Consider the following 12,072-nt stretch of genomic DNA (forward strand, 5'->3'; position numbering starts at 1 on the left):
AGCGTAATTCCAAAACCAATTGCAACCCCCCGCTACCAGCGGGCTTTTTTGCTGACCATCATCCAACCGCCCAGCGCTACAAGCGCAATAGCAATCAGATAGATGCCCCAGCTCCACAGCAGCACAAAAATCATGCAGAGCGCCCAAATGCCGGCCAAAACGGCGGCAACGGTCAGCGCGCTGCGCGGATGCGTGGAATCAAACGTGTAGTACTCGTAAAGTCCAACGGCAAGGCCGAAGATGAAAAACGGCCATAGGTATTTCATATAGCCCCAGCCAAACCAATTGCAGAACAGGAAAACCAGTGCATATACGGACAAAATACCGCCCGGAACCAGCGCTGCCGCAGGGAGAAGCCGGCCGAAATACAGCACATGCAGCAGTATGCCCGGCACGAGAATGAAAAGCGGCCAAAACACGGAGCCGATAAAGCTGAAAACACCCATGCGACCCAGCAAAATGGCGATTCCTGCAAGCAAAATGACGATCCCGGCGGAATATTGATTGCGTATCAATCCTATCCCCCGTTTCCCATAGACGACTGCCTGCGGACAAGCAGATGACGACCAGTCAGATGATCTTTCTTATTCTAAAGGAAGCGGACTGAAAATGCCAGTGATAAACCTTGTTAACAAAAAAATTAAGACCTCCGCTTAGCGGCAGGTCCCAGTATTCCTTGAAAAAATTTTATGCTTCCCAAAATGTCCCCCAATCCGCTTTCATTGGTTCAATGAGCGTTCTTTCGAGCCCGGCTCAGCAAAATTCCCGTGACGATGACAAGCGGCACCAGCAGCAAGGGCAGCGCGTCATGCAGCAGCGGCGCCCGATGCAGCCATGGCTGCACGGCGACGTCCGATACGAGCATCTCTCCCGCCGCGTATCCAAGCAAGCCGGAGCCGGCATATATGAGCGACGGAAAGCGGGTAAGAACTCGTCCGAGCATATGACTGCCCCACAAAATCATGGGTATGCTAAGGGCGATGCCAAGCAGCATCAATACCGGCTCTCCGCCCGCAACAGCAGCTACGGCGAGCACATTGTCCAAGCTCATGATAAAATCGGCGGCGACAATCGTGCCAACCGCTCCCGCCAGCGTAGCTTTGGCTCGTGTTCCGGCGCCGCGCGACAGCGGCTTCTCCGCCCCCGGGCGCTCGGCGTCAAGCAGTAATTGCACGGCGATCACAAGCAGCAAAAGAGAGCCGCTTGCCTGCAGGTAAGGCAGCTGCAGCAACGATATCGCGGCAAGCGTGAGCACGCATCTCAGGCCGATTGCGGCAAATGTTCCCCAGGCTATGGCCCGCTTGCGCTGTTTAGGAGGCAGGTTTTGGCTGGCCATCGCAATGACAAGCGCATTGTCGCCGCTGAGCAGCACATTTATCATTACAATTTGCAGAAAAATCAACAGATTGTCCAATCGACAGGCTCCCCTTTCGCATGAACCGCTTCGTTAAGGGGTATGTACAAGCCCGCCAAATTATGTTACAAAAAAAACGAATCTTTTGTCAGGCTCATCCGTATACGGGTAAGTGGAGAATATGACAGAACTGGTTTAGAAGATGGAGGAGGAGCTAGGATGGAGTGGATTGGCCCGCTGTTAACCATTATTTTCATCGACCTTATGCTGGCGGGCGACAACGCGATCGTCATCGCGCTTGCCGCGCGCAATTTGCCTAAGGAACAGCAGAGAAAGGCGGTAATTTGGGGGACGTTCGGCGCAATTGCGATTCGGATGGTCGCCACCTTGCTGGTCGTGTACTTGCTGGACGTACCTTGGCTTCACCTTGCCGGCGGCTTGCTGCTTGTCTGGATTGCTTACAAACTGCTTGTGCAGGAAGACAACAGTCACGATAACATTAAGGCCGGCAGCACACTGGGATCGGCGATTTGGACAATTGTCATCGCTGATGCAGCTATGGGCATTGATAATGTGCTTGCCGTTGCCGGTGCTTCCCACGGCAATATCTGGCTCGTCATTATCGGTCTGATCATCAGTATTCCAATTGTCGTTTGGGGCAGCACGCTGTTCATCAAGCTGATCGAGAAATTCCCTTGGATTCTTTACATCGGCGCAGGCGTGCTTGCTTTCACCGCAGGCAAAATGATTGTCGGCGAGAAAAAGATCGAGCATTTGTTCGGAACCGGCGGCATGCCGGGATGGCTGTTTGAAATCCTTCTCATTGTTCTCGTTATCGGTGCAGGCATTCTGCAAAGAACGATGCACAAGAACAAAATGGAGCAGAAACACCGCGAACGGGAATCCCATTAATCGATACTTTAATATGCACAAAAAGGACCTCGTCTTCCACGACAACGTGGAGGACAAGGTCCTTTTTTGACCTATTAGACGCAAGCAATGAGCCCGGGTTAGAACCAATCCCGCTCTTCAGCCTCGCGAAGCACCGTTTTTTCTTTTCTGCGGAATACTTTGCCCCAGTCGAGCATGACCGTCTCAACGCCGTCGGCAGCTTTTACAATGAGCTCGTCCAGCTCTGGAATGCCGTTTTCCGTCCGCTCCACCACATTAAGGTTAGGATTGGTGCTTGGGGATTTAGGGACAAACAGCGTGCAGCAGTCCTCAAACGGCAAAATTGAGGTTGTATACGTGCCGATTTTGACGGCGCGGTCGATAATTTCCTGTTTGTCCATCATAATAAGCGGCCGAAGCAGAGGAATATCGAGCGTCCGCCCGATCACGTTCATGCTTCCAAGCGTCTGGCTTGCAACCTGGCCAAGGCTGTCGCCGGATACAATTGCGCCTGCGCCACTGCGCTCCGCCAGCAGCCCTGCAATGCGAAGCATCGATCTCCGCATCAGCGTAATGGTCAGATGCTCCTGGCCCGTCTGCGTAAAGCGGGTCTGCACATCGGTGAACGGCACGAGATGCAGCTTCAGCGGCTTGCCCGAATAGAGAGAAAGCTGACGGGCAAGCTCAATGACTTTGTCCGTTGCCTGCTCGCTTGTAAACGGGTAGCTGTGATAATGAATCAGCTCCAGCTCCAACCCTTTGCGCAGGGCCGACCAGCCCGCCACAGGGCTGTCAATGCCGCCGGACAGCAGCAGCATCGCTTTGCCGTTGGAACCATGCGGAAATCCGCCGGCTCCCGGCTCGTTGCGGTTATAAATATAAGCGCCTTCCGGTTGAATATCGACATGCAGCGTCATTTCCGGATTACGCACATCAACTTTCAGCTCCGGGGCTGCGCGCAGAATATGAGAACCGACTAAGTGATTTAGCTCAAGCGTATCGTAGGTAAAACCTTTCCAGCCCCGTTTTGTCGTTACTTTAAATGTAGCCGGCTTTGTCTCCAGCGACTCCCACAGGGATAACGCCGCTGCCCGGATCGCGTCCAGATCGTTGTCAGCGCGGATAACCGGACTGAACGAATGAATGCCGAATACGCGCCGTAAACTTTCTGCCGCCTGATCATAATCCGCGCCATTCAGCTTGATATAAGCGCGCGCGTACGTTTTTTCGAATTCCAGCCCATCCAGATGCCGCAGGCTGTTTTTGATCTGGCGGAACATCTGCGCCTCAAAGCGCCCTCTGTTACGCCCTTTTAGCGTCAGCTCGCCGTAGCGAACCGTAATATAATCAACCTTCATTGACCTGTGTAACTCCTCTCAAGCGGCTTTAAGCGCCGTACAACTGCTTCTAGTGCGTCAGCAAGCCGATCGGCGGCTGATTCGTCATGCTCGTCTCCGAAGCTCACTCTAATGCCCCCCGCTGCGCGAGGCACGGCGTACCCCATCGCCAGCAGCACGTCACTTGGCCGATCGTCCTTTGAGGAGCAAGCGGACTTCGTCGACACCAGCATTCCGTGCTCCTCCAGCGCATGTACGATAACTTCAGGTTTCATGCCGGGATAAGAAAGATGCAAAATATGCGCCGCTTGGATGCCGCTCTGAGGATCAGCATCCCCGTTGACGACCAGTTCAGGCAGCTTTTGCAGCCGCGACATTAGCCTTGTTCTGATCGCTCGCATGCGCACTTCACGCATCTCCCTGGACTCAAGCGCAATCCGCAGCGCTTTGACAGAAGCCACAATGCCGGGCACGTTTGGCGTGCCTCCGCGAATGCCGCTCTCCTGCCCTCCGCCGGCCAGCAGGGGCACCAGCCGTGTTCCGCTTCGAACATACAAAAAGCCGGTGCCCTTCGGACCGCGCAGCTTATGCGCGGAACCGCTGAACAGATCGACTCCCCATTCGCGCAGCTTCACAGGCAGCTTCCCCATGCTTTGAACTCCATCTACATGAAAACAGATGCCGGGATGCTGAGCGAGCAGCCGCCCTGCTTCCGCAATCGGCTGAATCGTTCCGACCTCATTATTGACATGCATGAGGCTAACCAAAATCGTATCGGGACGGATTGCTTCTTCCAAGTGCCGGATGGAGATCCGCCCGCAGTTATCGACCGGCAGGTAGGTAGCCTGAAAGCCTTCCTCCTCCAATCGGGCAAAAGCCTCTCTGACCGAGGAATGCTCAGTCGCCGACGTGATGATATGCCGTCCTCTATGTTTCGCTGCGTAGGCAGCCCCCTTGATGGCGAGCCCATTGCTCTCCGTCCCCCCGGATGTGAACACCCACTCCTCCGGCTTCGTCTCGAACATTGCCCCCATTCGTTCCCTTGCGCCAGTTAACAATCTTCCTGCATCCAGACCGGCCCGGTGCATGGAGGACGGATTCGCATAGTGGCGCTCCATCACTTCGGCAAGCGTACGAACGACCTCGGGATGCGGCGGCGTTGAGGCGCAATGGTCAAAATACAGCAGCGTTTCTTCCTGAGTCATCATTCCAATCCTCTCATTCCAGCATGACAAAAGGACCGGCGGCTGCCTCCCTGAACGGGGCGGCAGCCGGCTGCGGTCCTTTCCTGCGCGCTTACGGCTCTCAGCCATAAGCCAAGCCATAAGAATATCCTATTATAAAACGCGGTCCGTTACAAGGACGCTCCAAGCTTGTTCATGATTTTTATGACGTACTGCTGCGTTTCGCGCGGAAGCGATTCATAGTTCGCCTTCAGCGTCGCTTCGTCGCTAATGCCCAGGCGGTCCAGCCTTCCCGGTCCCGCATTGTAGCCGGCAAGCGCCGCCGGAATGCTTCCGTCAAATTTGCGCAGCAAATAGGCGAGATACTTGGAGCCCGCGTCGATATTCTGAGCGGGATCGAACGAATCCGTTACGCCGAGCCCGCGCGCCGTCCCGTCCATGAGCTGCATCAAGCCCTTAGCTCCCGCATGTGATTCAGCAAGCGGATTAAAGGAGGATTCCGCATCAATTACGCTCCGGATCAGCGAAGGCGACAAGCCGTACTTGGCCGCAGCCGCTCCAATCAGCCCCTCAAAAGGCGAACCTCCTGTCTGGCTGCCGCTTGCTTCTGTATTCATTCCCGCCGCGATTAATGCAGCTTGCAGGTTGGCGGGGCCGATACCGGAGCCAGCACTTGTATCCAGGCTTACGCTGCCGAATACATTTGTAACGTCGCCGGTTGATAGTTCAGGCTGCAGCTGGTCCAGTGCGGTCTCATTCAGACCTCCGGTGGCCGACGCAAGCTGGTTGAGAATTTGGTCAAAGGATGAACCGGTTTCTGATACGGCGCCGCTCCCGGAGCTGCCGCCCAAAAGCGTATCGAGGCTCGGCTTTAGCTGAAGCTTCATAAGCGCAGTTAACGTTCGAGGGTCAATCGACATCTTGAACTTTCACTCCCCATTTTGCCTTGATGGAGGGATATATCGGTTTGTTGGTAGCTGAAATGAAGAGAAGCGCCAAAAAAGCCGCCCGAATATGGACGGCTTAGCCCAAAAACTCCTAAAAATTAAAATCAGTTCTTCGGCTTAAACGTGTGGCAGCAAGTTGCGGAGGATTCCTCTGCCTGATCCTGATGCTCCGCCCCAAGCTCGCCGTCTGCGAATTCAGAGGACAGATCCATGTGAGCGTGCTTGTCGATCTCAATGTTGATTGCTTCCGCTGCGCAGCGGTTGCCTTCGCCCCAGAATGCGCAGTTCGATACGCTGCATGCTACGCCTTTTGGCATAAAAAATCACCCCCGCTAAGTAGGCTGGCCTCAGCGGGGGCGGGTTATGCTTTCCTATTTTTGACCCTGCATGCGGCGCTGGGTCATGTAGTCATTTTCGTAATAGGACAGGTCATCGCGAAGCTCTTCGTAAATTTTGGATACGCCAAGCACGATATCGCGAGCCGAGCGAACCGGCTTATGGCGGAAACGAATTGCATCCTGGCCGGTATAAGCGTAACGGCCGTCTTCGGAATAACCTTCATTTTTTGGATAGAAGAACGCATTAACGCAATGATGATAAACTTCATACAGCTGACGCTCGGCCTGCTCGGTGTCAAAGTTTGGACGGCGCAGCGTGACGCCGAGCTTTTCGTAAGCAACCTCCGAATATACAAGCAGATGGCGCAGATCGGACAGAAGCCCTTTGTAGAAGGTGGACTCTTCGTCATTAGCGTCCTGGGCTGCAAGCTGCGGAAGAGCGTTCTCGTTCAGAAACGGTTCCAGCTGAGAGATCGCATCCTTGAGCTTGGAGCGTGTAGATTCGCTGAGCGGCTTAACATTGGCAGATGGCATGGTGAATAAGTTCCCCTTTCATCAATCCCGTAAGAAGTTAAAGATTACGTATATCCTATCATAGAATCGGCCTGATTTGAACTTTTTTGGAACAAGCCGCCTTCACAATTCCCGATTGGGCGTTTTCGTATAATTTCGGCCCGTCTGCCTGAATCTAAAGCGGAGCGCGTACGAATGACGTTCCATACTACCGGGAGGTTTATGCCGCATGCGAAAAAAATGGATCGGCGCTTTTACCGCGCTGGCTTTGCTTGCCTTGTTAATCCCCATTAGCCCGTCCTTTATTCCGGGAAGGCATCCGCAGGAACAGAGGACAAAAACGAGGGCTCTGTCCGTCAAACAGGAAAAACAGCTGAAAGCGGCCGACATCCGCCACGATATGGAAGCAACCGCTCAGCTATGCGCCAGCCAGTGCTCCAAGGATATTGGAGCGTTGTTCCAGCTTGCCGGCCAACCGGCGGCTAACCGAAGCGAACGGATGAAACATCTGATTGCCCATCACCCGCAAATGATGTATTTGCGCTGGACAGACGCAGCCAAGTCTCCGTTGAGCGCTGGCAAAATTCCCGCTGACGTTAAACAGCTCGCGGACAAACATGCCGCTCTGGCGCTGACGTCGATCCAATCCGGCACCCGCTATCAGGCGCAGCTTATGTCCTCTGCAGGCAAACGTTTTTTAATGCTCGGACTTCCTTCCCCTGAAGGCAACGGCGGCATCATCGGCCTGATTAACCAGGCTATCGTCGGCGACGTGCAGCAGCATCAGCTGCGCAACCTGAGACAGGTTCCTTATCCAGCAGAGGGGAATTACCGGATTGAATCGGTGAGGGCCGGCACGATTCGTGAATTCACGGTCCGGACTGGCGAAGACAATGGCGGCGCAAGCCATTACCATATTAACGAGGTTGTCATCCGCTTCCGCAGCGAGCCTAATCTTCGTCAGCTTGAGGAAATCAACCGCGACATCCAGGGCACTTCCGAAAATCATATGCGCGGCGTCTACGTATTCCGCTCCCGTTCCATGGAAACGCCAAAAATGATGGCCTATTTCCGTAAAAAATGGAATCCTGTCTATGCAGAGCCTCATTATCTGTACTTGACGAATGATGCGCCGGACAAAGGGACAACGAAAAACGAAAAGCCGATTGTGCCCAATGACCGCTTATATTCAGATTACCAATGGAATTTGCCCTCCATTGAAGCAGAGCTTGGCTGGAATTTGTCCAAGGGCAGCGATAACGTGAAAATTGCCGTGCTTGATACCGGCGTGCAAGAGGATCATCCCGATCTGGTCGGCAAGCTTGCTGAAGGCTACAATGTTGTTACACCGGATGATACGCCGAATGACGACGTGGGACACGGGACGCATGTCGCCGGCATCATTGCCGCTTCGGTTAACAACAGCGAAGGAGTTGCCGGCCTGACCTGGTATAACAAAATCATGCCGGTTAAAGTGCTCGACGGAAGCGGCGCAGGCTCGACTTACTCCGTCGCCCAAGGCCTGATTTGGGCCGTGGACAATGGCGCAAAAGTAATTAATATGAGCCTTGGCAACTATGCTCAAGCCGAATTCCTGCATGAAGCCATTAAGTATGCTTTTGACCGGGACGTTGTTTTGATCGCCGCAAGCGGCAACGACAACTCGGAGCAGCCGGGTTACCCCGCTGCCTATCCGGAAGTTTTTGCAGTTGGATCAACGGATTCACGCGGCGAAAAATCATCCTTCTCCAATTATGGCGACTACATCGACGTGGCTGCCCCAGGCGACAGCATTGCCAGCACCTATACCGGCGGCCAGTATGCAGCATTATCCGGAACTTCGATGGCCAGCCCGCATGTGGCTGCGCTTGCTGCCTTGATTCGTTCCAGGAATCCCGACCTGTCCAATGTTGAAGTGTATGACATTATGCGGAAGACGGCGAGAGATCTCGGCGCAAAAGGCAAGGATCAATACTTCGGCTACGGTCAGATCGATATCGACAAAGCGCTTCAAGCTGCAGGCAGCACTAAGGCCAAACATTCCGCCTCCGGCGGCGCAGCCGTGCCGCAGCAGCCCGCTAAAGCCGAAGAGGCTGCCGTAACCGACGCAGGTTCAGGAGAAGCCGAGTCACTGCTCTCCTTCTCCGAGCGGCTGCGCAGACGGCTTGAGGAGCTCGTCCGCAGCTTTGAGGGCCGCTGAGCGATAATGATGAAAAAAGCTTCCTTTCTGCGGCAATCGCGGAAAGGAAGCTTTTGTGTTTAGAAGCGAATTAAGGCCGTTGCGGAAAGTCTGCCGTAAGCCGGGTTCTGTACTCTTTGTGGTCCAAACGGGAACGACCCTCCCACTGTTCGAGCGACAATCATCTATCTAGGCCTGACATTGCTGTCAGGCTCAAGCGACCAACCCGAACGCGCCCCGGGCAAGGACTGCAGCCGGCAAAGGCTGCCGCGTTCTCTTAGGTCTTGCTCCAGATGGGGTTTACCAGCCGCGTTGTCACCAACGCCGCTCGTGGTCTCTTACACCACGGTTCCACCCTTGCCTGATCCGGCGCCAAGCGCCGGCCATCGGCGGTCCATTTCTGTGGCACTATCCTTCGGCTCGCGCCGACTGGACATTATCCAGCATCCTGCCCTATGGAGCCCGGACTTTCCTCTCGCGGCTCTCGCCACCAGCGATTGTCTGTCAGACTTTCCGATACCTTAGCTAGTATAGCGGCATCGGGTCCGTTAAGCAAGTCGGAACGGGTCGGTATTTATTGCCGAGACGATCGTTTCCGTCGTGTATTTGCCGGAGGAGAGCTGCTCCCCAAGCCACTGAGCTACCTTTTGCTTCATGATTTTCTCGGCATAATGTCCGGTATCAATCAGCAGCATGCCTGCAGCCAGCGCGTCTTGCGCGGAATGAAAGTCGATGTCCCCGGTAATGAGCACCTGCGCTCCGGTGAACTGCGCCGGTTTCCAATATCTCGATCCCGATCCGCCCAGCACCGCGGCTTTGCGCACCATTGACGAAGGATCGCCACTTAAACGAACAAACGGCACGTCAAACGCCGCTTTCACCCGCTCCGCCAGCTCTCCCAGCGTCACGGGCTGCTCCAGCCGGCCGCTGCGGCCGAGACCGAGCGTTTTGCCTTCACGCTCAAGCCGGGTTACATCATAGGCGGTTTCCTCATAAGGATGAGCGCCAAGCATCGCTTTCACCGTTTTGCGCAGCAAGCTTTCCGTCACTGCCATCTCGACGCGGACCTCATCCACCGTCTCCAGTCTGCCCGCAGTGCCGACAAAAGGATTTGTTTCGGCTCCGGGACGAAACGTTCCGGTTCCCGCTACGTTGAAGCTGCACTGATCATAAGCGCCGATTGTCCCGGCTCCGGCGGCCCACATGGCTTGCCGCACCTCTTCGGCTTGCGCTTCCGGCACATATACCGCCAGCTTGTACAGCTGCTCCTCGTATACCTTCTCCAGACTGGCGCGGCCATCCCGCTCCATGCCAATCGCATCCGCCAGCCAATCGTTGATGCCGCCTTCGGCAACGTCCAGATTTGTATGGGAGATATACACCGCAATATCGTTTTTAATCAGCTTCTCATAAAGCGAGCCTGCGGGCGTTGATGTATCCAGCTTAGCCAGCGGCCTGAAAATAATGGCATGATGCGCGATAATTAAGTCCGCACCCGCCGCAATTGCCTCATCAACAACCTCATGCGTCACATCAAGCGTGACCAGCACTTTGCGCACCGGCTTTTGCAGTGTTCCGAGCTGCAAGCCGATCCGGTCATTTTCCACCGCGTATTTTTTAGGAGCGAGCTGCTCCATCAATCCCGTTACGATATGTCCGTTGGCGTACATGCCAGCACCTCCTCGATGGTTGCAATTTCACGGCTGAACGCTTCCCGGCGTTCCTTCGCTTCATCCAATTCCGATTGTGCCATCTGAGCCTCGATGCGCCTCAGCTTACGGATTTCCGAGCGCCATTTGGCAGCAAACACTTCGCCTCTGCTTTGCAAAAGCCAAGGCCCCATGCTCAGCTTCAGTTTGCGGCTCGCTTCCCCGCCGAGTCCAATTAGCGGCGGCTCGCCTCCATAAAGGATCTTGTTATCCGCATCTCCACTCGGCTGCCGAATCGCATTCATAACCTCGTAATACTTCCCGTCTTCCTCCAAAATAGCTTCTTCAGCCAAGTACCAGCCATGCTCCAGCAGCCACTCGCGTACAAGCTCTTCGCCAACATTCGGCTGCAGCACCAGCTGAGATACGCCCTCCAGCTTGCCAGCGAGCCTGCCTGCCTCCAGGATAGTTACGATCAGCGCACCGCCCATACCGGCGATCGTCACCGTATCGACTTCCCCGGGCTGCAGCACTTCCAGCCCATTGCCTTTACGGGCTTCGATAACATCGTTAAAACCCGCTGCGGCAATGCCCTTCCGGGCAGCCTCCAGCGGGCCGTCGTTGACTTCACCTGCAACAGCGGACGGACTTGTCCCGCGCCTTACCAGCTCTACCGGAAGCAGGGCATGGTCTGAGCCGATATCGGCCACTCTGGCCCCCTGCGACACATAGTCCGCTATAACAGTCAATCGTTTAGAATTCAACATATCAGGCAACCCACTCTATCCAATATTTTCGCAAAAGGAACAGCAGTCCTCCGCCTGCTACCAGTTTACCAACAAACAGCCCTTGGAGCCAAACCGATCCTCCAGATTCCAGCATTATAGTCGCTTCCGGCATCAGCACAAACAAAGCGGCTACAGCAAGCAGCACCGTGCACACCCGTTTGCTCCAGCGCCTCACAAACCAGCCGCTCCAGCCAAACAGCACCGCGAGCGGCAGCCAGTACAGCTGTTTGTCCCACATAGAGCCGACGTCGCCAAGCTTGCGAAGCAAAATGCTGTATACAAGCGCAAGACAGATCCAGCCGCATAAATGCAGTAACGGAACGCGCTGCCAAATTCCATACACGATCCAAATCAAAGCGCAAAGGCTCCATGCAAATGCGTTCCAAGTCCAGCTCTCAACCTCATTCAGCTTTAATAAATAGAGCGTTGAACCCGCTAAAATTAGCATTCCTGCGGCGGTCCAAGCCATTCCAGCCGTCTCGCTGCGCGGCCTCAGCACGATGCCCGTAGTCAGAAAAGCTCCCGTTACAAGCAGGCAAACGGCTATTTGCATTGCCGGATGAAAAGCGTTAAAATGAAAAACAATCAAGAAAAACAGGGAAAATAAGGCAATGAAAAGCAGCCATTTCCAGCCGTTAGCCGAAGCTGCCGCGCGGGCTGCTCTGGCGGTCCGGTTGCGCGGCTGAGCCTTTTTCTCTTCTGTTGAAGCTTCTTCCCGATCTGCATATAAGTTAAGCAGGAAATCACAGTACTGATCCGGGAGGAGCTTGCTTTTTCTCCACTGCTGAATTTCCTGTACAATGACGCTTCTTTTGTCCGCTTCCATCTGCCGGCTCCTCGTTCACGCCGCTCCATTTTCTGGAGCATACGTTTATTGCGGAGATCACTCCTC

At 54.7% G+C, this 12,072-nt stretch carries 12 protein-coding genes and 1 other RNA gene; 2 read left to right on the forward strand and 11 right to left on the reverse strand.

Annotated elements, in window-relative coordinates; translation table 11 throughout:
- Positions 1 to 32: 32 nt before the first annotated feature.
- Both M3223_RS03110 and M3223_RS03115 read right to left on the reverse strand, forming a co-directional pair.
- Positions 33 to 515: a hypothetical protein gene (locus M3223_RS03110; protein WP_251558829.1), complete on the reverse strand. Its 483-nt coding sequence runs from the start codon at positions 513 to 515 to the stop codon at positions 33 to 35.
- 212 nt (positions 516 to 727) lie between these two features.
- A complete protein-coding gene (locus tag M3223_RS03115; protein WP_251558832.1) occupies positions 728 to 1,414 on the reverse strand; it encodes a TerC family protein in 687 nt (228 codons plus the stop codon).
- Positions 1,415 to 1,573: 159 nt separating this feature from the next.
- Here M3223_RS03115 and M3223_RS03120 point away from each other — a divergent pair, with 159 nt between their 5' ends.
- Positions 1,574 to 2,266, forward strand: a complete 693-nt coding sequence (locus tag M3223_RS03120) for a TerC family protein (protein ID WP_251558835.1) — start codon at positions 1,574 to 1,576, stop codon at positions 2,264 to 2,266.
- 98 nt (positions 2,267 to 2,364) lie between these two features.
- Here M3223_RS03120 and thiI read toward each other — a convergent pair whose 3' ends face one another.
- From thiI to M3223_RS03145, 5 genes are all read right to left on the reverse strand, one after another.
- On the reverse strand, positions 2,365 to 3,603 hold the full coding sequence (gene thiI, locus M3223_RS03125; RefSeq protein WP_251558837.1) for a tRNA uracil 4-sulfurtransferase ThiI: 1,239 nt from the start codon (positions 3,601 to 3,603) through the stop codon (positions 2,365 to 2,367).
- Positions 3,600 to 4,790 carry a cysteine desulfurase family protein gene (locus tag M3223_RS03130; RefSeq protein ID WP_251558839.1) on the reverse strand — a complete coding sequence of 397 codons (1,191 nt, stop codon included), beginning with the start codon at positions 4,788 to 4,790 and terminating at the stop codon, positions 3,600 to 3,602. Before M3223_RS03130 ends, thiI begins: the two co-directional genes overlap by 4 nt.
- 146 nt (positions 4,791 to 4,936) lie before the next feature.
- Entirely contained in the window at positions 4,937 to 5,686 is a 750-nt protein-coding gene (locus M3223_RS03135; protein ID WP_251558842.1) for a lytic transglycosylase domain-containing protein, read from the reverse strand.
- Between the two features lie 131 nt (positions 5,687 to 5,817).
- A complete protein-coding gene (locus M3223_RS03140) occupies positions 5,818 to 6,030 on the reverse strand; it encodes a DUF1540 domain-containing protein (RefSeq protein ID WP_251558844.1) in 213 nt (70 codons plus the stop codon).
- A 54-nt stretch (positions 6,031 to 6,084) separates the two neighbouring features.
- Positions 6,085 to 6,585, reverse strand: a complete 501-nt coding sequence (locus M3223_RS03145) for a YpuI family protein (RefSeq protein WP_251558847.1) — start codon at positions 6,583 to 6,585, stop codon at positions 6,085 to 6,087.
- A gap of 208 nt (positions 6,586 to 6,793) precedes the next feature.
- Between M3223_RS03145 and M3223_RS03150 the strand changes: the two genes are divergently transcribed.
- The gene (locus tag M3223_RS03150; RefSeq protein ID WP_251558849.1) at positions 6,794 to 8,764 is read left to right on the forward strand and encodes a S8 family peptidase; all 1,971 of its coding nucleotides are present in this window, start codon (positions 6,794 to 6,796) and stop codon (positions 8,762 to 8,764) included.
- Positions 8,765 to 8,845: 81 nt separating this feature from the next.
- Here the strand turns inward: M3223_RS03150 and rnpB are convergent.
- The 4 genes from rnpB to M3223_RS03170 all read right to left on the reverse strand — a co-directional run bounded on the left by rnpB (position 8,846) and on the right by M3223_RS03170 (position 12,006).
- Positions 8,846 to 9,256: RNase P RNA component class A (gene rnpB, locus M3223_RS03155), an RNA gene on the reverse strand.
- 35 nt (positions 9,257 to 9,291) lie between these two features.
- Positions 9,292 to 10,413 carry a Nif3-like dinuclear metal center hexameric protein gene (locus tag M3223_RS03160; RefSeq protein WP_251558852.1) on the reverse strand — a complete coding sequence of 374 codons (1,122 nt, stop codon included), beginning with the start codon at positions 10,411 to 10,413 and terminating at the stop codon, positions 9,292 to 9,294.
- Complete coding sequence (locus tag M3223_RS03165; protein ID WP_251558854.1) at positions 10,389 to 11,159, reverse strand: tRNA (adenine(22)-N(1))-methyltransferase; 771 nt, start codon at positions 11,157 to 11,159, stop codon at positions 10,389 to 10,391. The genes M3223_RS03160 and M3223_RS03165 overlap by 25 nt, the downstream gene beginning before the upstream one ends.
- Before the next feature lies 1 nt (position 11,160).
- Positions 11,161 to 12,006 (reverse strand): hypothetical protein, encoded by an 846-nt coding sequence (locus M3223_RS03170; RefSeq protein ID WP_251558857.1) that lies wholly within the window; start codon positions 12,004 to 12,006, stop codon positions 11,161 to 11,163.
- Between the last annotated feature and the right edge of the window lie 66 nt (positions 12,007 to 12,072).

This window comes from Paenibacillus pasadenensis (assembly GCF_023715725.1).
In the GTDB taxonomy this organism is placed as follows: Bacteria; Bacillota; Bacilli; order Paenibacillales; family Paenibacillaceae; genus Paenibacillus_O; species Paenibacillus_O pasadenensis_A.

What these genes read in the sequence shown, in the direction of transcription:
- M3223_RS03120 (WP_251558835.1), top strand. Translation starts at nt 1,574, where the DNA reads ATGGAGTGGATTGGCCCGCTGTTAACCATTATTTTCATCGACCTTATG.
- thiI (WP_251558837.1), bottom strand. Translation starts at nt 3,603, where the DNA reads ATGAAGGTTGATTATATTACGGTTCGCTACGGCGAGCTGACGCTAAAA.
- M3223_RS03130 (WP_251558839.1), bottom strand. Translation starts at nt 4,790, where the DNA reads ATGATGACTCAGGAAGAAACGCTGCTGTATTTTGACCATTGCGCCTCA.
- M3223_RS03135 (WP_251558842.1), bottom strand. Translation starts at nt 5,686, where the DNA reads ATGTCGATTGACCCTCGAACGTTAACTGCGCTTATGAAGCTTCAGCTA.
- M3223_RS03140 (WP_251558844.1), bottom strand. Translation starts at nt 6,030, where the DNA reads ATGCCAAAAGGCGTAGCATGCAGCGTATCGAACTGCGCATTCTGGGGC.
- M3223_RS03145 (WP_251558847.1), bottom strand. Translation starts at nt 6,585, where the DNA reads ATGCCATCTGCCAATGTTAAGCCGCTCAGCGAATCTACACGCTCCAAG.
- M3223_RS03150 (WP_251558849.1), top strand. Translation starts at nt 6,794, where the DNA reads ATGCGAAAAAAATGGATCGGCGCTTTTACCGCGCTGGCTTTGCTTGCC.
- M3223_RS03160 (WP_251558852.1), bottom strand. Translation starts at nt 10,413, where the DNA reads ATGTACGCCAACGGACATATCGTAACGGGATTGATGGAGCAGCTCGCT.
- M3223_RS03165 (WP_251558854.1), bottom strand. Translation starts at nt 11,159, where the DNA reads ATGTTGAATTCTAAACGATTGACTGTTATAGCGGACTATGTGTCGCAG.
- M3223_RS03170 (WP_251558857.1), bottom strand. Translation starts at nt 12,006, where the DNA reads ATGGAAGCGGACAAAAGAAGCGTCATTGTACAGGAAATTCAGCAGTGG.